The organism is Streptomyces tailanensis (assembly GCF_008386495.1).
GTDB lineage: Bacteria > Actinomycetota > Actinomycetes > Streptomycetales > Streptomycetaceae > Streptomyces > Streptomyces tailanensis.
Genome location: NZ_VTHJ01000031.1, coordinates 71,316 through 93,694, shown reverse-complemented (window position 1 = coordinate 93,694; position 22,379 = coordinate 71,316). Strand labels below are relative to the sequence as shown.

The 22,379-nt window shown below is 69.0% G+C and carries 25 protein-coding genes and 1 pseudogene; 11 read left to right on the top strand and 15 right to left on the bottom strand.

Features of this window, described 5'->3' with window-relative positions; all coding sequences use genetic code 11:
* Positions 1-313 precede the first annotated feature (313 nt).
* The 4 genes from F3T56_RS24595 to F3T56_RS24580 all read right to left on the bottom strand — a co-directional run bounded on the left by F3T56_RS24595 (position 314) and on the right by F3T56_RS24580 (position 3,252).
* Complete coding sequence (locus tag F3T56_RS24595; RefSeq protein WP_149827553.1) at positions 314-505, bottom strand: CsbD family protein; 192 nt, start codon at positions 503-505, stop codon at positions 314-316.
* Positions 506-630: 125 nt separating this feature from the next.
* Positions 631-1,272: a 2'-5' RNA ligase family protein gene (locus F3T56_RS24590; protein WP_246203803.1), complete on the bottom strand. Its 642-nt coding sequence runs from the start codon at positions 1,270-1,272 to the stop codon at positions 631-633.
* 60 nt (positions 1,273-1,332) lie between these two features.
* Positions 1,333-1,866, bottom strand: coding sequence for an NUDIX domain-containing protein (locus F3T56_RS24585; RefSeq protein WP_149827552.1), 534 nt, complete (start codon positions 1,864-1,866; stop codon positions 1,333-1,335).
* 48 nt (positions 1,867-1,914) lie between these two features.
* Positions 1,915-3,252 carry an NsdA family TPR-like regulatory protein gene (locus F3T56_RS24580; protein ID WP_149827551.1) on the bottom strand — a complete coding sequence of 446 codons (1,338 nt, stop codon included), beginning with the start codon at positions 3,250-3,252 and terminating at the stop codon, positions 1,915-1,917.
* Positions 3,253-4,108: 856 nt separating this feature from the next.
* On the opposite strand from F3T56_RS24580, the gene F3T56_RS24570 reads away from it, so the two are divergent.
* The 5 genes and pseudogenes from F3T56_RS24570 (at position 4,109) to F3T56_RS24555 (ending at position 7,518) form a co-directional block, all read left to right on the top strand.
* Positions 4,109-4,672 carry a hypothetical protein gene (locus F3T56_RS24570; RefSeq protein ID WP_149827549.1) on the top strand — a complete coding sequence of 188 codons (564 nt, stop codon included), beginning with the start codon at positions 4,109-4,111 and terminating at the stop codon, positions 4,670-4,672.
* A complete protein-coding gene (locus F3T56_RS24565; RefSeq protein WP_149827548.1) occupies positions 4,669-5,277 on the top strand; it encodes a DUF6415 family natural product biosynthesis protein in 609 nt (202 codons plus the stop codon). The genes F3T56_RS24570 and F3T56_RS24565 overlap by 4 nt, the downstream gene beginning before the upstream one ends.
* Positions 5,265-6,396: pseudogene (locus F3T56_RS24560) on the top strand (radical SAM protein). Before F3T56_RS24565 ends, F3T56_RS24560 begins: the two are co-directional and overlap by 13 nt.
* Positions 6,393-6,560 (top strand): hypothetical protein, encoded by a 168-nt coding sequence (locus tag F3T56_RS46340; RefSeq protein WP_172639113.1) that lies wholly within the window; start codon positions 6,393-6,395, stop codon positions 6,558-6,560. The pseudogene F3T56_RS24560 and the gene F3T56_RS46340 overlap by 4 nt, the downstream one beginning before the upstream one ends.
* 85 nt (positions 6,561-6,645) lie before the next feature.
* Positions 6,646-7,518, top strand: coding sequence for a GNAT family N-acetyltransferase (locus F3T56_RS24555; protein ID WP_149827547.1), 873 nt, complete (start codon positions 6,646-6,648; stop codon positions 7,516-7,518).
* A gap of 17 nt (positions 7,519-7,535) precedes the next feature.
* Here the strand turns inward: F3T56_RS24555 and F3T56_RS24550 are convergent, their stop codons facing one another.
* Positions 7,536-8,579 (bottom strand): LacI family DNA-binding transcriptional regulator, encoded by a 1,044-nt coding sequence (locus F3T56_RS24550; RefSeq protein WP_149827546.1) that lies wholly within the window; start codon positions 8,577-8,579, stop codon positions 7,536-7,538.
* 336 nt (positions 8,580-8,915) lie between these two features.
* Between F3T56_RS24550 and F3T56_RS24545 the strand changes: the two genes are divergently transcribed.
* From F3T56_RS24545 to F3T56_RS24525, 5 genes are read left to right on the top strand one after another with little or no spacing between them, the layout of a single operon-like run.
* Positions 8,916-10,067 (top strand): Gfo/Idh/MocA family protein, encoded by a 1,152-nt coding sequence (locus tag F3T56_RS24545; RefSeq protein WP_149827545.1) that lies wholly within the window; start codon positions 8,916-8,918, stop codon positions 10,065-10,067.
* Positions 10,064-11,218 (top strand): dihydrodipicolinate synthase family protein, encoded by a 1,155-nt coding sequence (locus F3T56_RS24540; protein WP_149827544.1) that lies wholly within the window; start codon positions 10,064-10,066, stop codon positions 11,216-11,218. The genes F3T56_RS24545 and F3T56_RS24540 overlap by 4 nt, the downstream gene beginning before the upstream one ends.
* A 47-nt stretch (positions 11,219-11,265) precedes the next feature.
* On the top strand, positions 11,266-12,063 hold the full coding sequence (locus F3T56_RS24535) for a sugar phosphate isomerase/epimerase family protein (protein ID WP_149827568.1): 798 nt from the start codon (positions 11,266-11,268) through the stop codon (positions 12,061-12,063).
* A gap of 42 nt (positions 12,064-12,105) precedes the next feature.
* Positions 12,106-12,387 (top strand): Arc family DNA-binding protein, encoded by a 282-nt coding sequence (locus F3T56_RS24530; protein ID WP_149827543.1) that lies wholly within the window; start codon positions 12,106-12,108, stop codon positions 12,385-12,387.
* 44 nt (positions 12,388-12,431) lie between these two features.
* Positions 12,432-12,776 (top strand): PIN domain-containing protein, encoded by a 345-nt coding sequence (locus tag F3T56_RS24525; RefSeq protein WP_172639112.1) that lies wholly within the window; start codon positions 12,432-12,434, stop codon positions 12,774-12,776.
* A 73-nt stretch (positions 12,777-12,849) separates the two neighbouring features.
* On the opposite strand, the gene F3T56_RS24520 is transcribed toward F3T56_RS24525, so the two are convergent.
* From F3T56_RS24520 to F3T56_RS24500, 5 genes are all read right to left on the bottom strand, one after another.
* Positions 12,850-13,635: a DUF899 family protein gene (locus F3T56_RS24520; protein WP_149827541.1), complete on the bottom strand. Its 786-nt coding sequence runs from the start codon at positions 13,633-13,635 to the stop codon at positions 12,850-12,852.
* Between the two features lie 142 nt (positions 13,636-13,777).
* On the bottom strand, positions 13,778-15,382 hold the full coding sequence (locus tag F3T56_RS24515) for a polyamine aminopropyltransferase (protein ID WP_149827540.1): 1,605 nt from the start codon (positions 15,380-15,382) through the stop codon (positions 13,778-13,780).
* 12 nt (positions 15,383-15,394) lie between these two features.
* Positions 15,395-15,832, bottom strand: a complete 438-nt coding sequence (locus F3T56_RS24510; RefSeq protein ID WP_149827539.1) for a DUF350 domain-containing protein — start codon at positions 15,830-15,832, stop codon at positions 15,395-15,397.
* A 96-nt stretch (positions 15,833-15,928) separates the two neighbouring features.
* On the bottom strand, positions 15,929-16,333 hold the full coding sequence (locus tag F3T56_RS24505) for a DUF4247 domain-containing protein (protein ID WP_149827538.1): 405 nt from the start codon (positions 16,331-16,333) through the stop codon (positions 15,929-15,931).
* Entirely contained in the window at positions 16,330-16,836 is a 507-nt protein-coding gene (locus F3T56_RS24500; protein ID WP_149827537.1) for a DUF2617 family protein, read from the bottom strand. Before F3T56_RS24500 ends, F3T56_RS24505 begins: the two co-directional genes overlap by 4 nt.
* A gap of 172 nt (positions 16,837-17,008) precedes the next feature.
* On the opposite strand from F3T56_RS24500, the gene F3T56_RS24495 reads away from it, so the two are divergent.
* On the top strand, positions 17,009-17,245 hold the full coding sequence (locus tag F3T56_RS24495; protein WP_149827536.1) for a hypothetical protein: 237 nt from the start codon (positions 17,009-17,011) through the stop codon (positions 17,243-17,245).
* A gap of 124 nt (positions 17,246-17,369) precedes the next feature.
* Here the strand turns inward: F3T56_RS24495 and F3T56_RS24490 are convergent, their stop codons facing one another.
* The 5 genes from F3T56_RS24490 to F3T56_RS24470 all read right to left on the bottom strand — a co-directional run bounded on the left by F3T56_RS24490 (position 17,370) and on the right by F3T56_RS24470 (position 22,328).
* Positions 17,370-18,494, bottom strand: a complete 1,125-nt coding sequence (locus F3T56_RS24490) for an ABC transporter ATP-binding protein (RefSeq protein WP_149827535.1) — start codon at positions 18,492-18,494, stop codon at positions 17,370-17,372.
* Entirely contained in the window at positions 18,487-20,259 is a 1,773-nt protein-coding gene (locus F3T56_RS24485; RefSeq protein WP_149827534.1) for an ABC transporter permease, read from the bottom strand. The genes F3T56_RS24490 and F3T56_RS24485 overlap by 8 nt, the downstream gene beginning before the upstream one ends.
* Before the next feature lie 42 nt (positions 20,260-20,301).
* The gene (locus tag F3T56_RS24480) at positions 20,302-21,441 is read right to left on the bottom strand and encodes an ABC transporter substrate-binding protein (protein ID WP_149827533.1); all 1,140 of its coding nucleotides are present in this window, start codon (positions 21,439-21,441) and stop codon (positions 20,302-20,304) included.
* 219 nt (positions 21,442-21,660) lie between these two features.
* Positions 21,661-22,056, bottom strand: a complete 396-nt coding sequence (locus F3T56_RS24475; protein ID WP_149827532.1) for a DNA-binding protein — start codon at positions 22,054-22,056, stop codon at positions 21,661-21,663.
* A complete protein-coding gene (locus F3T56_RS24470; RefSeq protein WP_149827531.1) occupies positions 22,053-22,328 on the bottom strand; it encodes a hypothetical protein in 276 nt (91 codons plus the stop codon). The genes F3T56_RS24475 and F3T56_RS24470 overlap by 4 nt, the downstream gene beginning before the upstream one ends.
* Between the last annotated feature and the right edge of the window lie 51 nt (positions 22,329-22,379).

Sequence of the window (22,379 nt, the reverse complement as noted above, 5' to 3'; positions counted from 1 at the left end):
GAGGCTCCCGGCGGGTCCGGCGATGCGGCCATGCGGTTTCCGCGGGCCGGGCGATGCGGCGATGCGGGCCCGGCACGGCCTCTCCGGGTCCGGCGATGCGGCCATGCGGTTTCCGCGGGCCCGGCGTGCGGCGGTACGGGCCGCGATGCAGGCACGGCGACGCGGTCACACGGCCACGGCTATGCGGCCACGCGGCTCCTGCGGCCATGGCCATGCAGCCTCGGCGACGGCCACGCAGCCTCGGCCACGCGGCCATGCGAAGGGGGCTCCCGCGATCACGGGAGCCCCCTTCCACCAGTCACGCCGTACGCGCTCAGGTGCGGTCGCGCTTCACGGAACGCTTCGTCTCCTGCGCCCGCTCCTGCCCCTTGCCCTTCATCTTCTTGGCCTCACCGCGAGCCTGTTCGAGCTTCCCCTCGACCTGCTGCTCCCGGTCACCGGTGACCTTCCCGGTCATCTCCTTGGCCTTGCCCTTGATCTTGTCCGCACGGCCCTTGTCGGCCATGGCTCCTCCTTGGGTGGGGTGGCTACTCGGCCAACGTAAGACGGACCCGGTGAGGGCGCGCGCTGGAGCGTCACGGTACGTGAGCGGGGGCTTCGCTCAGCGCCTCCCACGACGGTGGCAGGGGATCAGCCGAGCGGCACCGTGGCATAGGTGTCCCACTCGTACATCTGGTTGTCGCGGTGGATGACGATCAACTCGGCCGTGGAGATGCGAGCTTGAGCAGCAGCTGTCTTCAACCCGGACAGGGCCCGCGCGATCGGCTCGACGGGGCCGTCCCCGGCGCTGTAGGCCACTGACACGTGCGGGGTGAAGCCCTCGGCCGTCTCCGGTACCTGGCCTGGTCCGAACACGTCCCCGATCGCCGCCCGGATCGCGGTCCTGACCTCCCGGACGGGGCCGTCGGGGTGGACGTGGAGCAGTACGGCCTCGGGGGCGATGACTTCCGGCCCGATCCGGAGACCGAAGGCGGGCACGTCCGCGAGCCGCCGCCGGGCGGCGTCGGCCACGGCCCGTACGTCCGTCTCCTCGACCTCGCCGACGAAGCCGATGCCCTGCATGGTCAGGTGCAGCCATCGGTCGGGGATGGGCGTGAGGATCTCTCCGAGCGAGGCGAGCGCGGACCGGTACTCGGCCGCGAGGCGGTGCACGTCCTCCTGCCCCTCGAAGTTCAGATGCCAGGTATAGAACCGGCGCCGACGCTCCAACCGGGCCGCCAACACCGGTGGTTTCGCGTGGTCTCGGGGTGAGTCGTCATAGCTGCGGATCAAATCAGGCGTCGCCTTTCCCGGCGAGAGCGCGAAGGGAGCGGGCATCTCGCCACGTCCGGGTCAGTGCAGTCGGAGATGGTGCAGCATCAGCAGCGCTGCGACGGCGTTGGCCGAGTGGACTTCTCCGCGCGCGATCAGCTCTGGCACTGTCTCCAGGGGGACCCACTCGCGTCGCGCCGACTCGAAGGCATCGCGCGGCTCGCCCACACGCTCGGCCCGGTCCGACCAGTAGACGCGGTGGTGGCTCGTCGAAATGCCGGGCATGGGATCGACCGCCAGGAGCAGTCGCATCGGCCCGGGCCGCCAGCCGGTTTCCTCTTCGAACTCCCTCGCGGCGGCGGCCCCTGGATCCTCGCCCTCACCGGTACCCCCAGAGGGCAGTTCCCACCCCCACGCGCCAGTAATGAACCGGTGGCGCCACAGCAGGAGCACCTCGTTCGCCTCGTTGACAACCGTGGCCACGGCGACGGGCCGCAGGCGGATCACCGTGTGGTCCAGGTGTCGGCCGTCGGGCAACTCGACGTCGGCCATGTTCACGGACACCCACCGGTTCTCGTACACGGTGCGTTCGCTGAGGTTGCGCCACACAGACACGCCGTCGCCTCTCGTCGGGTACGAGGCCATCCCAGCACACGGGACCGGCTACAGCGGAATCCTGAGGGTGTCGTCGATCCGCTCGGCGACGTCGGTAGTCGCGCTGCTGCCGAGGCCGGACATGGTGCCGCGCAGACGCACGAGCCGGTCGCGCAGCCGTTGGGACTCCATGCCGCGCATGGCGTCCAGGATGTCAGTGGCGGTGGCTGCCGCCTGTTCGGCGTCGCCGGCTCGAAGTTGGCAGTCGGAGAGTGTGGCTAGCCGATGTACACGGCCGCGCTCATGGGCATGGGCGGCTACTGCCTCGGCGGCGTAGACGGTGGCAGGAGACATATCACCGAGTCGCATCAGGACGTCGGCCATGTTGACCTCAAGGAGCCCCGGCTGTACATACCCAGTCTCCTCTGGCTCCTGTTCCGGGCGAATCCGCCCGGCTGCGGTCTCGGCGGCAGCCATGGCGCGGTGAGCCCCGGACTGATCGCCCATGCGCGCGAAGGCCTTCGCCTGCATCGCGTGCAAGTCGCAGGCGAGCGCGGGCGAGACGGCATGGCCCGCTGTACGCAGACCCGCCTCGGCGAACGCGACGGCTTGCCGGTACTCGCGCATGTACAAGCACTGGTTGACCAGGAGCGCGATCACGTACCCGCCGAACGCGCGGTCACCGGACGCCTTCGCAAGCCGCAGCGCCTGGTGGAAGTACCGCTGGGCGAGGCCCTGGGCGTCGGAATCGTACGAGCAGATACCGGCGACGGCGACAAGGCCCCCAACAGCTCGGTGCAGTTCCCTGCCCGTGGCGTCGGAGTAGGCGCCACGCAGCAGGGGCGCCGTCTCCGAGTTGAGAAACTGCAGGACCCGGGTCCTTGTTGTCACCCCGCCAGCTTTACGGTACATCTGTTCGTAGTGGTCGCGTGCCCCACGAAGCAACGAGACATCCCCCATTCCCACCCGTGGCGTGCCATTGCGGGACACGTCGACATCGTCCGGTGGGTTCTCCCATTCCCAGACCGGGCCGACTGCGGGCAGGCCAGTGATGAGCGGGGCCGCTTGCAGGTCCGGCCGCTGCTGTAGGTCTCCCCGCCAAAGCGCGGTGGAGCGATCGATGAATCCGGCGAGCGGAGTGGAGACAGGGGGCGGCGTGCTGGACTTGCCCATGCCGATGTCCTCAAGGCTGAGCGGGCGGCCGATCCGGGCAGCGAGGATTTCACAGATCACGTCCGGGACGATGCCGCGTGGACGCTGGCCCTTGAGCCAACGGATGACTGAACTGTGGTCGTAGCGCGCGCACTTGTCGCGAGCCCGTGCGGCTTCGTTGACACGGGCGGCGAGACCGACTCTGGACATGCCCGCCTCGTCGAGGAGGGCATCGAGAAGGGTGTTCGGCTCCATACGTGCGCTCCGTATCGCTCAGTGTGTGAAGCGTAACCACACTCAGTTCACACAGTGTGTGAAAGCGCCAATGCGGATCACCCCGTCCACACACTCCCGGTGCGGCAAGTGGTCGGGAAAGCATTGGATGCATGGCCGCACCACAGATCACCAATGCCCGCTGGAGCCTGCCCGCGCGGTGTCCGACGCCCCGCGTGTGGGGCGTCATGCTCACGCTGGCGCGCCGCCGTCGAGGTCCGCATCTGTGGCCGATGGTCTGCCGCCCGCTCTGGCGGGCGCCCCCATCGCACAAGGTGTGCTGGGACATGCCTCCCTGACACGAACAGACCACAGACCGCACTTGCTGCTGCAAGGCCGGGGCCCTCACCCCCGACTGGAGGACGCACTCCGCGTCGCATCGGACGGGGTGAACTCCGTGGCAACCGCACAGCCGAAGTGGCCCGTACCAACTGCCAACCGCCAAGCCGCACCAAACCGAGACACCCCGGCGACCGCTCGCGACGGCCCCGGGGCTCGGCCGACCTGATCGGAGCAGATCGACAATGCACCTTCTATCACGTGCGCTCAAAAGGGTGAGAACCCTCCTGTTCGGGCCGCAGATTCCCAGCCGCAGGGCCTGTGCGGGAGTGGCACCGGAGCCTGGCCCATATCCGACCGGGGCCTGCCCGTCACCGGGGATGTGGGGCGCGATCCTCGCGCTGGCGCGTCATCGCCGGGCCCCGCACCTGTGGCCGCCCGCCGTGTCGCCCACTCTCGAGTACGACCCCACTGGCATCGACGGCATGCTCGTACGGGCGTACTTGCTGCCGGAGGACGAACGCACTCGGCTCCTGGCCTCGCCGCTGCGGGAGGTCCGGTGACGGTGGCCACGCCCCTCGATAAGTTCGAAGAGGCCGAGGATCGGCACATCACGACAGCCGCCGGACGCGCGCTTGCCGTGGAGCACTGGCTTCTGTCGGCAGCCGATGACAGCAGCCGGGCCCGGAGCGAATGGCGGGAGTCCGGCGTCGCGCTCCTGCGGTGCGGGACGCTCTTCGGCGCGATCCGGATCTCCGGGGAGATCGTGTACGCGGCGGCCGGGACAGAGGACCCGTACGAGGTGGATACCTTCCTCGCGCGGGCGATGCTCGGCGGGCCGGTGTTCACGGACACGGTCACCCGCCGCTACTACGTCATGGTGCCTCCCAGCACGGGCAGCCGCTCCGAGTGGGCCAGGCGGCCGGGCGGGGACGCCGAGTACCTGGGCCGGAGCCACTACCTCGGCGTACCGAGCGTGCACGCGACGAGCCCCGACGGCCCTCGCGCGTACTGGTGCGTCCCCATGGATGGCGCGGGAGAACTCGCCTCCGCCGAGGCGGTGTCGCAGCTGCTGTCCGTCGGCCGGTACCGGTTGGCATGTACGGAAGAGGCGAGCCGGTGAGTGCCAACCAGCATGCCCAACTGGATGCTCAGACCATCCGGGAGTCGTACGAAACAGGCTTCGATGTCTGGGGCGTCAACCTGGTGAAGGGGGCGTCGCGGCTGGCCGAGCTCCGGCTGCTCCTGGCGGGGCATGTGCAGTTGCTTGTGCCGGAGGTCACCGACGTGGTGGCGCGTATGCGCGGCTTCACCCGGTCCGTCGGCATCCACTGCCTCGCCCAGGCACACCAGATCCTGGACGACGCCAAGGAAACGAGTCCGGCCGAGGAGCGGTTCCTCGTCCACGACCTCGCCGTCAGCGCGCGGGTGCTCCTCGCTCTCTACGAGACGCCTGGCCTGCTCGAAACGCCTTACGGCCGGGAGGAGATCGAGCAGACCGTACGACGGAAGGAGTGCGGCGTCTGCTCCCAGCCACTCAATGAGGGCGAATCCCGCAATTGGGCCCATCTGTCGGGCAATTCGGCAGTGGCTCTCAAGGGCTGCGTGCACACCGACAGCTGCGACGCACTCGCCGATACCTGCCGCAGACAAGCACGCACCCGTGTCCTGACACACGCCCCGGGGCCCCAAAACCAATGGAATGAGGTAACCGGATGCACAAGCTGATCGTCAGCCCCTTTCTTGACGGGCACCTCGTCGTACGGCCGGGCAGCACCACCTGTGTGCGCCTTCCTACCGAGCACTACGAGACCGTGCGACGCCACGGCACTGGTACGGATGAGCCAGTCCCCGACTGGTTGGTGAAGATCGCCGCTGACGCCTGGGGGCTGGATCTCGACGGCGAGCCTGTCGGCTCCGCCCTCCTGGTTCGGGAGCCCACCGAATTCGGCTTCGCTCGGGCGAGTTGGGAGATCAACCTCTACTGCAACTTCGGCTGCAAGCACTGCTACCTCGGCGAACGCCCGCTCGCCGGCCTGACCTGGGAGCAGAAGGTTGAACTCATCGACATCTTCCGGGACTCGGGCGTCCTGTGGCTCCAGATCACGGGCGGCGAACCGACAGTCGACCCCGACTTCGAAGGTTCCTACCGCTACGCGTTCAGTCAGGGCATGATGCTCACGGTCTCCACCAACGCATCCCGTCTGTGGAAGCCCGGGGATCCTGCGCCTGTTCCGGGACTGTCCGCCCTACCGCGTCGTGGTCAGCATGTACGGCGCCTCGGAGGGCTCCTTCGACGAACTGACCCAGCGGCGGGGCGCGTGGAGGAGCTTCGAGAGGGGCATGGCAGCAGCACGCGACGCCAACCTTCCGCTCCGGGTGTCCATCGTCGTGACCGAGGACAACGCCCACGAGGTCGACGCCATGAAGGCCCTCGTCGAGGGCTGGGGCCTCGACCATCACGTCTACACCAACATGCAGCCGACGTTCTCGGGCACGGGCGAACCCCTCCTTGTCCAGTCCACGGAGTTCCTTCGCAGACGCCCTGTCTTCGAGGGGTGCAACGCGGGCGTGACCTTCTTCCACGCCGACCCACACGCGAGGGTCTCGATCTGCAAGATCGGCCGCGACGATCAGATCGACCTGATGACCGAGGGCCTCGACGGCCTTCGCCGACTCGGAGAAATCTCCGATCGGCTCATGCTTCGCACCGGTGGCTGTTCGGGCTGCTCGCTCTCCGGCTCCTGCCGGGTTTGCCGACCGCTCGCGAAGGTCTACCAGGAGGCGAAGGCACCGCTGAACACCTACTGCCAGCACGGAGACACCAAGGAGATGGTGCACCGATGAGCCCCGTTCCCGTCACGATCCAGACCAGTCGCCCCCCGGCCGTCCGCCCGGTCCTTCCCACGGCCCTGGTCGCAACCACGTCGCTCGTGATCGAGCGCGACGCGGACGCCCTGATGGAGGAAAGCGCCTGCTCCTGCGCGGTGGGCGACGACAACCCCAACTGATCGCGCACGTCAGGTCATCCGCTCGGGCCCTGGCACATCTGCGTCGGGGCCCGAGCCCTGAGCACGAGATGAGTACGCTGAGAACATGCGATTCCGCTGGGACTGGCTACGTCCGGTGGTGCAGGTCCCTTACGTGCCGACGCTCGGCCCAGTACATCCGTCCGTGCTCACCCACGATCTCTTCACGGACACGTTGATCGCGGCTGACACAGACCGATGGTTCCTCGGCTACGACAAGGACATCCGCTGGTCCGACACCAAGGACGAGAGCGTCCTGGTCGAGGACATCGTTCATCGGCCCGGTGAAACGCTGATCCCCACGCTGATGCGCCGAGGGAGCGGAATGATCAAGGTGCATCTCTACGGGGTGCAGCCGGACGCCGCTCTCCTCCCCGCGATCGAACTGGCCCGGAAACTCGCAGCGGAGCACGGAACCGCCCAAGCCCGTGTCGTCCGTTTTCTCGGTCCCGAGTCACCGGACGGGCAAGGCACCCGAATCCAGCTCAAGGACTTCACGTCAGGCCCATGCCCTCCCTGTGACGGCCCCGTTCTTCCCTTCCAGGACTGGCCCACGGGCGTGCGACGCGGCTTCGCCGAGTTCTCCCAGGAGATGGCTGCGGACGGCTTCGGCTTCCTGTACGAGCGGATGAGGGCCGGAAGGGTCGGTCCCGTCCTCGTGGCCGTCGTTGAAGGGAACGTGCTGGGCGCCATCGGCCCCATGGAGATCCGTCCCGACGCCATCGGAACCCCGCAACTGATGCCCCAGTACTTCGGTGTACGGCCGGCCGCGCGAGGCAGGGGATACGGGCGCCTCCTCTGGCGCGCGGCAATGCACTGGGGACAGTCCCATGGTACGGCCTACCAGCTTCTTCAGACCGAGGTCGGTGGCGCTTCCGACCGGCTGTGTCTGTCCGAGGGGTTGATGCCTCTCGGATACACCTACTGGCAGGCCGCCTGACAGGCCGGCGTTCAACTTCACCCCACCCGAGGCACCCCCGAAGACCCCCGCACCATCAACTCCCCCCTCACGGTGGCGATCCCGCCGGGCGGCGGCTCCTCCCGCCCCATCGCGATCCGCCCGGCCCGAGCCCCCGCCTCCGACAACGGCAACCGCACCGTCGTGAGCGAAGGCACCGCGTCGATGCTGAACGGAAGGTCGTCGAACCCGGCGACGGACACGTCGTCCGGGATCCGCAGCCCCGAGTCGCGGAGCGCGGCGCACGCGCCCAGCGCGACCGTGTCGTTCGCGGCGACAACGGCCGTCAGGCTCGGGTCGCGCCGCAGCAGCTCAAGCGTCGCCTCGTACCCGGAGCGGCGGTCGTAGCGGCCGTACACCGTCCAGCGTGGGTCCTCCTCGATGCCGTGCGCGGCCAGGGCGGCCCGGTGGCCCTCCAGGCGGTGGCGGGTGGTCGTCCGCTCCTCCGGCCCCGCGATGTACCCGAGCCGCCGATGGCCAAGGCCGATCAGATGCTCGGTGAGTTCCCGGCCGCCGCCGCGGTTGTCGAAGGTGATGGCGATCGCCTCGGGTGCGGGCGGCCGCCCGCAGAGCACCACCCGGGTGCCCGCCTCCGCGAGCCTGCGCAGCTTGTTGCCGACGGCCGCCCCGTGCGCCGCGTCCTCCACGGCCCCACCGGTCAGGACGACCGCGGCCGCCCGCTGCCGCTGGAGCAGCGTGAGATAGGTCAGCTCGCGCTCCGGGGAGCCGCCGGTGTTGCACACCACGGCGAGCCGCTCCCCGCCCGCACGCCCGCCCGGTCCGCCGATCTCGGACTGGATCGCGCTCGCCATGATCCCGAAGAAGGGGTCGGCGATGTCGTTCACCAGGATGCCGACCAGGTCGGAGGTGGCGGCCGCGAGGGCGCTCGCGGGGCCGTTCAGGACGTAGTCGAGCTCGTCCACGGCCTTCAGCACCCGCTCACGCGTGGACGCGGCCACCGGATAGTTGCCGTTGAGTACCCGGGAGACGGTCGCGGGCGACACCTGCGCACGGGCCGCCACGTCCGCCAGGGTCACTGTCATTCGTCCTCCGGTCGCGTCTCTCGTTCGGGTCGGCGGGGAACCCGGGATCCCCATGGCTCATCGGGAACCCAGGGCTCGCGCGGGCACCCCACGGCTCGTCCGGGGGAACCATACGGCCGCGATCACCGTTCGCCCCCTCGAACAAGTCGACCCCCCTACGGTCTTGTCCTTACCGCTGCTCAGAGGCTAGCTTCTCATCAGATAGAAAGCGCTTGCTGTCACGCTCACCTCTCCGACGAGTTCTCCGACGGGTTCTCCGGGCGTACGCGGCGCGGACGCGTACGCCCCCAACGCACGCTCGAACGACATAACGACATATCAATGAAGGGATCGGCCGTGACACGCAAGACCGTACGGATCGCCATGAACGGCGTGACCGGGCGCATGGGCTACCGCCAGCACCTCGTCCGCTCCATCCTCGCCATCCGCGAACAGGGCGGCCTCGACCTCGGCGACGGAACCGTGCTGTGGCCCGAGCCGATCCTCGTCGGCCGCCGCGAGCACGCCCTGAAGGCGCTCGCCGAGCAGCACGGCCTGGAGCACTGGGCGACGGACGTCGACGCGGTCCTCGCCGACGACTCCGTCGAGATCTACTTCGACGCCCAGGTCACCTCGGCCCGCGAGGAGGCCATCAAGAAGGCCATCGCCGCGGGCAAGCACATCTACACCGAGAAGCCGACCGCCACCGGCCTCGACGGCGCCCTGGAACTGGCCCGCCTCGCGGCCGCCGCCGGCATCAAGCACGGCGTCGTCCAGGACAAGCTCTTCCTCCCCGGCCTGCTCAAGCTGAAGCGCCTCATCGACGGCGGCTTCTTCGGCCGCATCCTCTCCATCCGCGGCGAGTTCGGCTACTGGGTCTTCGAGGGCGACTGGCAGGAGGCCCAGCGCCCCTCCTGGAACTACCGCGCCGAGGACGGCGGCGGCATCGTCGTCGACATGTTCCCGCACTGGGAGTACGTCCTGCACGAGCTGTTCGGCCGCGTGAAGTCCGTGCAGGCCCTCACCGCCACCCACATCCCGCAGCGCTGGGACGAGCAGGACAAGCCGTACGACGCCACGGCCGACGACGCCGCGTACGGCATCTTCGAGCTCGACGGCGGCGCCATCGCCCAGATCAACTCCTCCTGGGCCGTCCGCGTCAACCGCGACGAGCTGGTGGAGTTCCAGGTCGACGGCACCGAGGGCTCGGCGGTGGCAGGCCTCCGCAACTGCCGTGTCCAGCACCGCAGCGCCACCCCCAAGCCGGTCTGGAACCCCGACATCCCCGCCACCTACTCCTTCCGCGACCAGTGGCAGGAGGTGCCGGACAACGCCGAGTTCGACAACGGCTTCAAGGCCCAGTGGGAACTGTTCCTCAAGCACGTCTACGCCGACGCGCCCTACCACTGGGACCTGCTGGCCGGCGCCCGCGGCGTCCAGCTCGCCGAACTGGGCCTGAAGTCCTCCGCCGAGGGCGTCCGTCTCGACGTACCGGAGATCTCGCTGTGACGATCCAACTCCCGGGTTCCAGTGGGGTGTTGAGGGCCTACACCCCCCGTACCGAACCGCTGGCGCTGTCGACGGGCGCCCCCTTCACCTCCCGTACGGTCTTCTCGGCGGCGCACGTCGTGGCCGACCCGTACGCGGACGTGTCCCCGGACTCGCCCGCCGCCGTCGACTGGGACGCGACGCTCGCCTTCCGCCGCCACCTGTGGTCCCACGGGCTCGGCGTCGCCGAGGCGATGGACACCGCCCAGCGCGGCATGGGCCTCGACTGGGCGGGCGCGGCGGAGCTGATCCGTCGGTCCGCCGCCGAGGCCAAGTCGGTCGGTGGCCGCATCGCGTGCGGCGTGGGCACCGACCAGCTCACCGCCCCGGCCTCGCTGGAGGAGATCCGCAAGGCGTACGAGGAGCAGCTGGCCGTCGTCGAGGAATCGGGCGCCCAGGCGATCCTGATGGCGTCGCGCGCGCTGGCCGCGGCGGCGACGGGCCCGGAGGACTACCTGGAGGTCTACGGACATCTCCTGAGGCAGTCCGCCGAGCCGGTCGTCCTGCACTGGCTCGGCCCGATGTTCGACCCGGCGCTGGAGGGCTACTGGGGATCGTCGGACCTGGACGCGGCGACGGACACGTTCCTGGAGGTCATCGCGGCCCACCCGGACAAGGTCGACGGCATCAAGGTCTCCCTCCTGGACGCGCAGCGGGAGATCGACATCCGCCGCAGGCTCCCTGACGGGGTCCGCTGCTACACGGGCGACGACTTCAACTACCCCGAGCTGATCGCGGGCGACGAGCAGGGCTTCAGCCACGCCCTGCTCGGCATCTTCGACCCGCTGGGCCCGCTGGCGGCGGAGGCGGTCCGCGTCCTGGACACGGGCGACGTGAAGGGCTTCCGGGAACTCCTGGACCCGACGGTCGAGCTGTCCCGTCACCTCTTCCAGACCCCGACCCGCTTCTACAAGACGGGCGTCGTCTTCCTGGCGTGGCTGTCCGGCCACCAGGAGCACTTCGCGATGGTCGGCGGCCTGCAGTCGGCGCGCTCGCTGCCGCACTTCACCCGCGCCTACGAACTGGCCGACGGCCTGGGCCTGTTCCCGGACCCGGCGCTGGCGGAGACCCGTATGAAGACCCTCCTCTCCTTCTACGGAGTGGCCCAGTGAGCACGGAAAAGACGACCGGAGACCTCTCCCGCTTCTCCATCAACCAGATGACGGTGAAGCAGCTGTCGATGGCCGAACTGGTCGCCGGCTGCGTCGAGTTGGGTATCCCGGGCGTGGGCCTGTGGCGCGAGCCGGTGGCGGCGTACGGCCTGGACGCGACGGCCAAACTGATCCGCGACGCGGGCCTGACGGTCACGACCCTCTGCCGGGGCGGCTTCTTCACGGCCATCGACCCGGCGGAGCGCGCGGCGGCCCTGGAGGACAACCGCCGGGCCATCGACGAGGCGGCGACCCTGGGCACGGACACACTGGTCCTGGTCTCCGGCGGCCTCCCATCCGGCTCGAAGGACCTGCACGGCGCGAGGGAGCGCATCGCCGACGCCCTCGCGGAGCTGGGCCCGTACGCCTTCGAACGGGGCGTACGGCTGGCCATCGAACCGCTCCACCCCATGTTCGCCTCGGACCGCTGCGTGGTGTCCACCCTGGCCCAGGCCCTGGACATCGCCGAGCGCTTCCCGGCGGAGCAGGTGGGCGTCACGGTCGACACGTACCACATCTGGTGGGACGACAACGCGCCCGCGCAGATCGCGCGGGCGGGCGCCTCCGGCCGCATCCACACCTTCCAACTCGCCGACTGGATCACCCCGTTGCCCGAGGGCGTCCTGAACGGCCGAGGCCAGATCGGCGACGGCGCGATCGACATGCGCGAGTGGAAGGGCTACGTCGAAGCCGCCGGCTACACCGGCCCCATCGAGGTCGAACTCTTCAACGACGACCTGTGGGCCCGCGACGGCCACGAACTGCTCCGCGAGACGGCGGAGCGGTTCGCGCAGCACGCGGCGTAGCTCGCGTACATAGGTCGAGTATACGTGGCGTATACTCGACCCATGTCCGATGTCATGATCCGAGTGCCCGCCGAAGTCCGTGACCAGCTGGCCGCCGTGGCCGAGGCGCGGGGGACCAGCCTTCGTGCTCTCATGCAGGACATAGCGGCTCAGACCCTGACTCCCGAGCAGATCAAGGAACGGGCCGATCGCACCCGCGCCCTGCTCGCCGAGCGTTTCGGGCACTACGTGTCCGACGAGGAGTCCGCCGAGATGCGGCGCAAGATGCGGGAGGCCGCGGCCGCACACCGAGCCACCCTCGCGGAGTCGGAGTCGTCCCGTTGAACCTGACCGAGCACTACGTTCTCGATGCTCCGACCCTCCTGGCGATGGGAGGCAACAAGCAGGTCTCCGGCCTCGTCCACGTCGCGGCGTCCAGTGATGACGTACGGCTGTGGGTGCCGGTCCTGTGCCTTCTGGAAGCCGAGCGGCAGCGCCCCGGGATTGTCGACCATGTGGGCGTGCTGGTCGAGGTCATGCACCTCATCGAAGACGACTTCGCGATGGCCGTCACCATCGCCGAACTGAACCGAGCGGGCGTCGCCTTCGGAGTCTCGGCCGCCGTGCATGCCGCGAGGCCGAACCACTCCATCCCCATGGGGGCGCTCGTCGCCACCGTGGAGCCGGAACCCTACGAAGGGCTCGGGGTCGGGGCCATGGATCTGAATCGCTGATCCTGAACAGGCCCTGGCCGTCGTAGGAGTCGTCGTCCTCGTCCAGCAGGTCCGCCAAGTGGCGGGAGGCGCGTCAGGAGTGAGGGCCGTGCCGGCCGAGGGTCTCCACGGGGGTCGCACCGGGGCGGGTCCACTGCGGCACGGGGCGGCTGGTCGGCCCCCAGGTGGCGTTCCCGTCCGCGTCCATGCGCCAGGACCAGCACGGGACGTCCCCCTCCGGCCGGCCCTCGGGCTTGTCCTCCCACGCCTCGCCACGGCCGTAGGGCGTCATGTCGAGCAGACCGAGGGACCCGTTGACCCGCTCGGTGCCACGGCCCGTCGTGGAGTAGGTGAGGAACGTGCGGTCGCCTTCGCGCAGGTAGGAGGTCATGTAACCCATGGGGCCGCCGACCGGCCCGTCCACGTCGCGCACCGAGTACCAGGGCTGGGTGTAGCCCATGAACTCGACGAAGGCGGCCACCTCCTCCCACCGGCCCGTGGTCACGATGGCGAACGAGACGCCGCGGGCGTTGAGGTAGACCGCGTCCTTCAGATGCCAGGCCGTGGTGGTGCAGCCCTCGCACTGCCCCTGGTGCGGCGCCCCGTCGTACCACATGTGCTTGTACACCACGAGCTCGTCGCGGCCCTGGAACAGCTCCAGGAACGGAACCGGCCCGTCGGGTCCCACAACCTCGACCGTCCCGTCGAACTCCACCATCGGCAGCCGCCGACGGGCCGCGGCGATGGCATCGCCCGCGCGGGTGTGTGCCTTCTCGCGCACCAACAGCTCATCACGGGCGGCCTGCCAGGTGGCCAGGTCGACAACGGGCGGGCGGCCGGGCAGCGCGGCGGTGGTCGGGTCGTCCGGCGAGGTCGTCATGGTGTCCTCCGTGGTGTCTCGTACCGGTCACCGTCGTACGACGTCATGCGCGTCCTACGACGGACACCACTACAGACTCCCGCCCCGCCCGAAACTCATCGCAGAGCGACACAGCCGCGCTCTCGGACTTGGCCGGAGGCGATCAGTAGTTCTCCCACTCGTCCAGCACGTACTCCAGCACGGCCGGGTCCATCAGCGTGCTCGGCCGTACGTCCTGGCGGCGGCGGTCCACGGGGAACACCGCGGCGGCCTTCAGGACCGCCTCGTCCAGGTAGCGCAGTTGCGGGGCCTCCGATGCCAGCCGCAGCGGCGGGGAGGTGCCGCCGCCCGGGGTGGCCAGGACGAAGCCCCAGTTGCCGAAGCTCGGTACGTCGACCTGGAACTGGGTGGTCGTGTAGCCCGCCGTCTCGATCGTCTTCGCGATCGACCAGTACGTCTTCGGCGCGAAGAACGGTGAACCGCTCTGCACCATCACCCTGCTCCGCGGGGTCAGGACCTGGCCGAGCAGGTGGTAGAACTCCACCGAGTACAGCTTGGCCAGCGCCGCCGTGTCCGGGTCGGGGAAGTCGATGACGACCGCGTCGTACCGCTGCCGGGCGCCGCGCAGCCAGTTGAAGGCGTCGGCGTTGACGACCTTGACCCTGGGGTCGTCCAGCGCCTTGTCGTTGAGGTCGCGCAGGGGCTCAAAGTCGCGCGCGAGCCGGGTCATCGCCGGGTCCAGTTCGACGAGAGTGACGTGTTGTACGTCGTCGTAGCGCAGCACCTCGCGCAGGGCGAGCCCGTCACCGCCGCCCATGATCAGCACGTTGGCGCGGGAGCCGGCGAGGGTGGGGTGGACGAGGGACTCGTGGTAGCGGTACTCGTCGACGGAGCTGAACTGGAGATCGCCGTTGAGGAAGAGCCGGATGTCCGGTTCGCCGGTGAAGGCGGTGGAGCGGGTGACGACGATCTCCTGGTACGACGTCGTCTCCGCGTGGACGATCGGGTCCCGGTACATCTGCTGGCGCGCGGTCACCTCCAGGTCGTCCGCGAGCGCGTACGTCGTACCGAGCACGGCCAGGACCGCCGTGACGCCGGCCAGCAGGGCGTTGCGGACCCAGCGCCGGATCTGCCGGCGGAAGATGAACACCACGACGATGACCCCGGCCACCGCGTTGACCGCGCCGACCACCAGCGTGCCCTTCAGCTGGCCGAACGTCGGCAGGAGCCACAGCGGGAAGCACAGGCCGCCGACCAGCGCCCCGATGTAGTCGACGGCGAACATGTCGGCGACCGCGCTGCCCGCCTCCTGCCGTCGGATCCGCTGGAGCAGGGTCATGAGCAGCGGGATCTCGGCGCCGATCAGCAGGCCGATGGCCACCGTGACCACGATCATCGCCGGGGTGTACAGCTGGAGCCAGGCGAACGCCGAGTACAGCACCAGCACCGACAGTCCGCCGACCAGCGCCAGCACGCCCTCGACGAGCGCGAACGCGCCCACCGCGCGGCGGCGCAGGGGTTTGGCGGCGAGGGAGCCGAGCCCCATGGCGAACACCATCACGGAGATCACCACGGAGGTCTGGAGCACCGAGTTGCCGATGAGGTAGCTGCCCAGCGCGGTGAGGGCCAGCTCGTACACGAGGCCGCAGGCCGCGCAGAGGAAGACGGCGAAGAGCAGCAGGAAACGAGCCCCCCGGGTGTGCCGGACGACCGGGGGGCGGGAGGGTGCCGCGGTGGTGTCGCCGCCTTGCAGCGTGGTGGCGCTCATCGTGGGGCGCCGTTACGAGATCGCCGCGCCGACCATGAACCCGGTGCCCAGGTACATGCCGGCCTGGACCCAGGCGGCGGGGTGCGGACGGCCGTCCTGGTCGTCGAGGACGACCGCGCCCATCTGGCCCGGCGTGAACACGCCGATCACGATGCCGACGACTGTCATCACCAGCACCCCGGCCAGGCCGTACAGCAGCGTGCTGATCAGGCCGTAGCCGAGGCCCTGCTCGGACTCGCTCGCCTCGATGGCTTTCATGATGACCAGGCCCACAGCGACGGACTGGCTGCCCAGCAGGACGGCCGCGCCGCGGTTCCGGTCGGTCCATACCACGTGGTACAGCTTGCCCGGCGTGACGAGGTCGAGCGCGATGAAGCCGACGGCCATCACGACGAGGCCCACGACTCCATAGAGCAGGGCCTGGCCGGTCGACTCGAAGATCTCGGTCACTGCGTTGCCTTTCTTGGGGGCGAGGTCGGGGCGTGATCAGGTGCTGTGCGGGAGGAACGTGGGACGCGTCGGGGGGATCCGGCCGGTCACCGGGCGTTACTTGCCCTCGCCGGGGCCGCCGCCGCGGAAGCTCGCGCTGTCCGGGTCCGGCCAGTAGGTGAGGTGCCGCTGGTGGCGGTGGTAGCCGTTGCGGTAGTCCTCGATCTCGATCAGGCTGCCGCTCCGGTACGGCGAGACGGTGACCATGTCGTCGCCGTAGCGCAGGAACTCCATGCTGTCGCCGGAGGCACGGTCCAGGGCCGTCCGCTTGGTGTGGATCGCCTGGGCGACCTCGCTCGGGGTGCTGTCCGAGTCGAGCCATTCCGCCCCGGTCGCGGTGTACGTCTTCCTGATCCACTCGCGCGGGACCGCGTTGTTGTCCCCGTCGCCGGCGCAGGCGGTGAGCAGGGTCGCGGCCAGCACGGCTGCCACCGCTGCGCGGACGAGTCGGGCGCTGTTCATCGGGCCTCCAGCCGGCTGTGCGTCGATACGATCTGACCGTTCTGCGGATACGTGTGCCAGGTGCGCCAGAGGAGCCCGGCGCCGTACGGTCCCTCGACCGTCTCGACGACCACCGCGGTGACCGCCTCCGGCGAGCCGGGGAAGACTCCGCACAGGCTGTGCTCGGCGTCGGTGGCCCGGCCGAGGACCTGTGCCACCTCGGCGCTGAACTCCTCAGGGGCCAGTCGGCGGGTGGTGGCGCCGAAGTCGTAGACCCAGCCCGGTAGATGACGGGTGCAGGTCTCGGGCAGCCCCCTCACCGCGCCCTGCAGACAGGCCACCGTCTCCCACACGGGACCGGCGAACACCTGGTGCGAGGCCCCGAGCAGCCGCAGCCGTACGTCCAGCCCGCCGAGCGACACCACGCGTTCTGCTAGCGCCGGACGCTCCGTCAGGCTCAGCGAGAAGCAGAGTTGATCCGCATCCGTGTCCAGATAGGGGGCGTCCAGAGAAACGGCGTACACACGGCCCCCCGGTCGTTTCCTGCCATGATCGGCGCCCGAGTATGACACATGTGTACGGGGGACTTGAGGGGTGGGGAGGGATGGGGTGAAGAGCCCTTGTCTTCGGGCTCAACCGCGGCCCGCCGGTCAAGGGCCGCCACGACGCCTACGTGACCGCGAGGACACCCTCGACATGTGGCGCGCCGCCACCGACCACGGCCGGAGCCGGAAGGCACGGGACATCGTCCGCATCGCCTGGGACCGACCGTTCGCCGACGTCCTCGTCCTCCTGCGAGATCCGGAACTGCGGGCCGGGTTTCTCAGCGGCGGTCCCGCTGGGGCAGATGGCACAGGCATTTCGGTGACCGCCTTGTCCACCGCGTTCGCCGTTGCCGGGGACAGCGGCGACTTCCGGAGTGCAGACCTCTGAAGAGGCGTAGCTGGTCCGGCCCTTACATGAGTGTTCCCGGGAGGGCCGGGGGAGGCGGCCCTCCCGGGAACCGGGGAAGGGAAAAGGTCGGTTGTCGCTCGGCGGCTGTTGTCCGGCCGTCCGCCTACTTCGCGACTGTCAGCAAGTCCCGCTGGTCCTCCGGCAGTTCGACCTTGTCGGCGTAGAGCAACGCGTGCGACGGGTCGAAGACCAGCGCCACCTCGCCCGACAGGCCACCGTTGGCGCTCAGGACCTGGACGACCTGGTCGCCGAGGCGGACGTCGTACTCGTAGCGGGAGCCGACGTAGGAGCTGGTGATGACCTGGGTGGTGAGTCTGTTCGCGCCGGCTGCCGCCTCCGCCGTCGTGACCTCCAGGCGCTCCGGGCGGACCGCCACCGTGACCGAGTCATCGATCACGACCGGCCGTTCGCTGTCGACCCGCACCACGTCCCCGCTCGCGTCCAGGCGGACGCTGTGCCGGTTGCCGTCCTGCGCCACCACCTTGCCGGTGAGGAAGTTGCAGCGGCCCACGAAGGCCGCCACCGCGGGCGCCGCCGGGCGCTCGTAGATCTCGTGCGGCGTGCCGATCTGGATCATGTTGCCGCCCTCCATCACGGCGATCCGGTCACTGAGGGCGAGGGCCTCGTCCTGGTCGTGGGTGACGTAGACGGTGGTGATGCCCAGCTCCTCCTGGAGGCGCTTCAGCCACGCCCGCGCCTGCTCGCGGAGCTTGGCGTCGAGGTTCGACAGCGGCTCGTCGAGCAGGAGCACGGTCGGGGAGTAGACCAACGCCCGGGCCAGTGCCACGCGTTGCTGCTGGCCGCCGGAGAGCTGGTGCGGGTAACGGGCGGACAGGTCGGCGAGGCCCACCTTGTCCAGCGCGTCGTGGATCAGCGTCTTCTGCTTGTCCTTGGGCACCTTGCGGATGTTCAGCGGCAGGGCGAGGTTCTGCGCGATGGTCATATGGGGCCAGAGGGCGTACGACTGGAAGACCATGCCCAGGTTCCGCTCCTCCGGCGGGAGGAACACGCTCGCCCCGGCGTCCACGAACGGCCGGCCGCCCACCGCGATCGAGCCCTCCGTCGGCTGCTCAAGACCCGCTATGCAGTTCAGCGTCGTCGACTTGCCGCAGCCGCTCGCGCCCAGCAGGGTGAAGAACTCGCCGTCCTTGATGGTGAAGGTGACATCGCGCAGGACGGAGTTGTCCCCGAATGTCTTGGCCAGGTTCTTGACGGTCACCTCAGGCATGGTGCTTTCCCTTCATGAGCAGTCCGGCGAGGGCGACGAAGACCGCGGTGATGGCGATCTGGAGGGTTGCCAGTGCGGCGACGGAACCGGCCCTGCCCTGCGTCCACAGGCTGAGCATGGTGGTGCCGAGGATGTTGTTGTCGGCCGAGCTGAGGAAGACGGCCGGGGAGTACTCCTTGAGCATGATCACGAAGGTGAGGACGAGGGCCCCGGCGAACGCCGGCGTGATCAGGGCCCGCAGGACCCGGAAGAAGGTCATGAGCCAGTCGGCGCCGGACACCCGGGCCGCGTTGTCCAGCTCACCGCCGATCTGCATGATCGCCGGGGCCACCGAGCCGAACGCGCTGGGCAGGGCCCGCATGCCGAAGGCGATGATGACGGCGTAGATCGTGCCCTGGAGGACCGAGCCCATCCCGAAGGGAGCGAGGGCGAAGGCCCAGAAGAAGCCGATACCGATGATGATGCCGGGGAGGGACTGGGGGATGAGGGCCAGATACTCCACAGCCCTTCCGAAACGGAACGTCGAGCGGCGGGCCACCATCACCGCGAACACGGCGAGCGCGCTGACGACCACCGAGCCGACACCCGCCACGATCAGGCTGTTCCACAGCGACTGCACGTAGTTGTCGGAGTCGAAGACGATCTCGTAGTTCTTCGTCGTGACCGTCCTGAACGGCGACTGGAGCGGGGTGAAGACGAGCGTGAAGGAACGCATCACCAGGCCCGCGATCGGGACGAGGGCGCCGACGATCACGTAGAACCAGATGCACGCGATGCTCACCCACTTCAGCCAGCCCAGGTCCAGCTTGCGCGGGCGGGTCACCTTGCCGCGTACGGAGACGAAGCGGGCCGCGTCCTTCAGCAGCTTCGCTTGTACGGCCACCAGGCTGAGCGTGACGACGAGGATGACCGTCGACGCTGCGCCCAGCATCGTGTAGTCGGGGTCCACGGACTGAAGTCCGTTGTGGTAGAGGAAAGTTGAGAAGACGTCGATGTTGACCGGCTGGCCGTACAGCAGCGGCACGCTCAGCGTCTCGATGGAGACGGAGAAGACGAGGATCGCGGAGTAGACGATCGGGGGCCGCAGCAGTGGGACGATCACCTGCGCCAGGATCCGGAAGGGACCGGCCCCGCACACCTGAGCCGCCGACTCCAGCGAGGCGTCCGACTGCCGGAGCGCGTTGGCGCAGAAGACGTACGCGATCGGGGCGAGCGCCACGGCCTCGGTGAGGGCCATGCCGGGAATCGAGTACAGGTTCCACGGCACCCCGCCGAAGACCTGCTGCACCTTCACGCTGACGAACCCGGCCGGGCCGTACATGATGATCCAGCCGAAGCCCAGGATCAGCGACGAGATGAAGAACGGCCACTGCATCGCCAGCGCGACCAGCCGCCCGCCCGGCAGCTTCGTCCGTACGACCACGATCGCCATGGGAATGGCGATGGCCAGGCTCAGGATGGTCGTCAGCGAGGCGAACAGCAGGGTGTTCAGGGCGACTTCGCCGAAGCCGGCCTCGGTGAAGAGGTCGGTGTAGCCGCTGAGGGTGAAGGCGCCGCCCGCCTCGTAGAGCGGGCGGTTGCGGATGCTCTGGTAGAGGGTCGGGACGATCGGGGCCAGCACCAGCACGGCGAGGAACGCCAGCACCGCGTACTGGACAACCGTGTCCCGTCCGATGCCGAAGGGGCGGCGGTAGCGCGGCGGTTTGAACGTCTCCGCGGGTGACTCGCCGGCCGGTGTGCGGGGCGGCTGGGTGAGGGTGGACATCTGCTCTGACTCCGATCGTCCCAAGTCTGTCGGGGAGGCTGCCTACTTACGGAGTCCGTCGAAGCGCTCCAGCCAGGCCGCGGCGTCGTTCTTCGCGATCGGCTCGTACTTGACGTGGATGATGTTCTCCTCGCCGACCGCGTCGACGACCTCCTGGTAGGTGTGGAGCCCCTCGCCCTCGACCCCTTCGCGGTACGACGCCAGACCGCCTTCGGCGACGGCCCGCTGGCCCTCCTCGGAGAGGGCGAAGTCCAGGAAGAGCTTCGAGGTCGCCGGGTGCGGGGCCTCGGAGGCGATGCCGATGCCGCGCGGCAGGACGACGGTGCCGTCCTTCGGGAAGACGATCTTCACCAGGCCGGCGCTGTCCTCGACCACCGGGTACGCGGGCGAGGCGCTGATCAGGAAGCCGGCCATGTACTCACCGGCGACGATCTTCTCCAGCTGGGTGCCGGAGGAGGTCTCCGGGCGGGTCAGCGGAAGGATCTTCTTCAGGTCGTCCCAGGCCTCCGGGTTGCCCTCGGTGAGCGCGTGCGTGACCGTGAAGCCGAACGAGCCCTCCGGGTCACGGACCGTCACCTTGTTCTTGTACTTGTCCTCGTCCGAGGTCACGATCTCCGCGAAGTCCGTCAGGGTGGTCGGCGGGGTCTCCATCAGCGTGGTGTTGTACGCGATGGTCATCGGGTCCTGGGACATGGAGTACACGCTCGGCAGCAGCTCGGCACTGTCGCCGAGCTCGGACAGCTCCGGGGACTTGTACTCCAGGACCGTGCCCTTGCGACCGGAGAAGTCCGCCCACGCGGTGGCCGCGCTGGAGATGAGCACGTCCGCCGGGGAGGACCCGGCCGCGTTCTCCGAGAGGGTCTTCTGGAACAGCTCATCGCTGTCGAGTTCGCTGATGGAGACGGTCTTGATGAAGTCGTACTTCTTCTTGAAGTCCCGGACGATGGGCGCCATGTTCTCGTCGCCGAGGTTGGAGTAGACGGTGAGCTCGCCGCCCTCCTTCTCCGCCGCCTCGATCAGGTCGGAGTAGTCCGCCGGGTAGTAGTCCGGCACCTGGCCCGCGGAGATCTTGTTCTCCGCGACCTTCGGCGCGTCGTCCTCGCTGCCGCCGCAGGCGCCCAGGGTGCCGAGCGCGAGCGTCGCGGCGAGCGCGGTAATGCCGATGTGGCTGGATCTGGCCATGGTTCTCCTCCTGGCGCGTGCCGTGTGGCAGCTGTTGCCGGGAGGTTAGGGACCCAGGTCAGGCCGGTAAATCCTTCAGCCGTCAGAGCTCTTACTGCTCGTATTGGTCGTTGTGTTAGTGACCCGAGTCACCCTCCTTGAGGACCGGTGATGGCTGGGAATGATCGCCGATGGTCCTCACAGTCCGCGCTGCCGCAGGAGAAGGGGGTGCTGTACCCCTCAGACCTCCTTGACCTCGATGTTCTTGCCGCAGAGCGGCTTGAGATCGTCGAGGTCGGAGGTGAGAACGGTCACCGGGGGCGCTGCCGCATGAGCGGTTGCGGCGACGATCGCGTCCAGAGCGTACTTGTGCCCGCCGGTCCTGCCGCTGTCCCGCATCCGCGTGATGGCCTCCTTTGCGGTGTCCTTGGTGACCGGCTCAACCACGAGCTGGGAGAGGGCCCAGGCCAGACGCGCGGTGTGCACGCCCTGAGGATCGGCTTCGACGATCGTGGCCGCGCTGGTGATCACGCGTACGTCTCGCCTGCGGGCCGCGGCGAGCTTCGCGGTCATGGTGCGGTCGGCGCGCAGGTACAGGGACAGCGCCTGACTGTCCAGGATCCAGGTCCCGCTCAAGCTGCTGCCTGGCCGTCCTGAGCGTTGCCGAACATTTCGCGTTCGGCGGCGTCGATCTCCTCCTCGGTGAGAGGACCGTGGAGTTCCTCGTTCGCGGCGATGAGCTCGTCGAGCTGGTCGCGCTCGATCTGACGCTGCACGGCGGCTTCGACGTAGGCGGAGAGGCCGCGCTTGCCGACGCGGGTCCGGACTGCCGCGATGGTGCCTTCGTGGACGGATACGGACACGGTCTTTGTGGGGCCCTCGCCGGGGCCATAGGTGGAAGCGGTCACCCGCAAATTCTAACAGAACTTCTATTAGAAGTGGTGTGTCCGGCCCGCCCT

What these genes read in the sequence shown, in the direction of transcription:
- F3T56_RS24525 (WP_172639112.1), top strand. Translation starts at nt 12,432, where the DNA reads ATGGGAGGCAACAAGCAGGTCTCCGGCCTCGTCCACGTCGCGGCGTCC.
- F3T56_RS24535 (WP_149827568.1), top strand. Translation starts at nt 11,266, where the DNA reads ATGACGGTGAAGCAGCTGTCGATGGCCGAACTGGTCGCCGGCTGCGTC.
- F3T56_RS24520 (WP_149827541.1), bottom strand. Translation starts at nt 13,635, where the DNA reads ATGACGACCTCGCCGGACGACCCGACCACCGCCGCGCTGCCCGGCCGC.
- F3T56_RS24490 (WP_149827535.1), bottom strand. Translation starts at nt 18,494, where the DNA reads ATGCCTGAGGTGACCGTCAAGAACCTGGCCAAGACATTCGGGGACAAC.
- F3T56_RS24480 (WP_149827533.1), bottom strand. Translation starts at nt 21,441, where the DNA reads ATGGCCAGATCCAGCCACATCGGCATTACCGCGCTCGCCGCGACGCTC.
- F3T56_RS24595 (WP_149827553.1), bottom strand. Translation starts at nt 505, where the DNA reads ATGGCCGACAAGGGCCGTGCGGACAAGATCAAGGGCAAGGCCAAGGAG.
- F3T56_RS24530 (WP_149827543.1), top strand. Translation starts at nt 12,106, where the DNA reads ATGTCCGATGTCATGATCCGAGTGCCCGCCGAAGTCCGTGACCAGCTG.
- F3T56_RS24580 (WP_149827551.1), bottom strand. Translation starts at nt 3,252, where the DNA reads ATGGAGCCGAACACCCTTCTCGATGCCCTCCTCGACGAGGCGGGCATG.
- F3T56_RS24505 (WP_149827538.1), bottom strand. Translation starts at nt 16,333, where the DNA reads ATGAACAGCGCCCGACTCGTCCGCGCAGCGGTGGCAGCCGTGCTGGCC.
- F3T56_RS24550 (WP_149827546.1), bottom strand. Translation starts at nt 8,579, where the DNA reads ATGACAGTGACCCTGGCGGACGTGGCGGCCCGTGCGCAGGTGTCGCCC.
- F3T56_RS24555 (WP_149827547.1), top strand. Translation starts at nt 6,646, where the DNA reads ATGCGATTCCGCTGGGACTGGCTACGTCCGGTGGTGCAGGTCCCTTAC.
- F3T56_RS24515 (WP_149827540.1), bottom strand. Translation starts at nt 15,382, where the DNA reads ATGAGCGCCACCACGCTGCAAGGCGGCGACACCACCGCGGCACCCTCC.
- F3T56_RS24485 (WP_149827534.1), bottom strand. Translation starts at nt 20,259, where the DNA reads ATGTCCACCCTCACCCAGCCGCCCCGCACACCGGCCGGCGAGTCACCC.
- F3T56_RS24495 (WP_149827536.1), top strand. Translation starts at nt 17,009, where the DNA reads ATGTGGCGCGCCGCCACCGACCACGGCCGGAGCCGGAAGGCACGGGAC.
- F3T56_RS46340 (WP_172639113.1), top strand. Translation starts at nt 6,393, where the DNA reads ATGAGCCCCGTTCCCGTCACGATCCAGACCAGTCGCCCCCCGGCCGTC.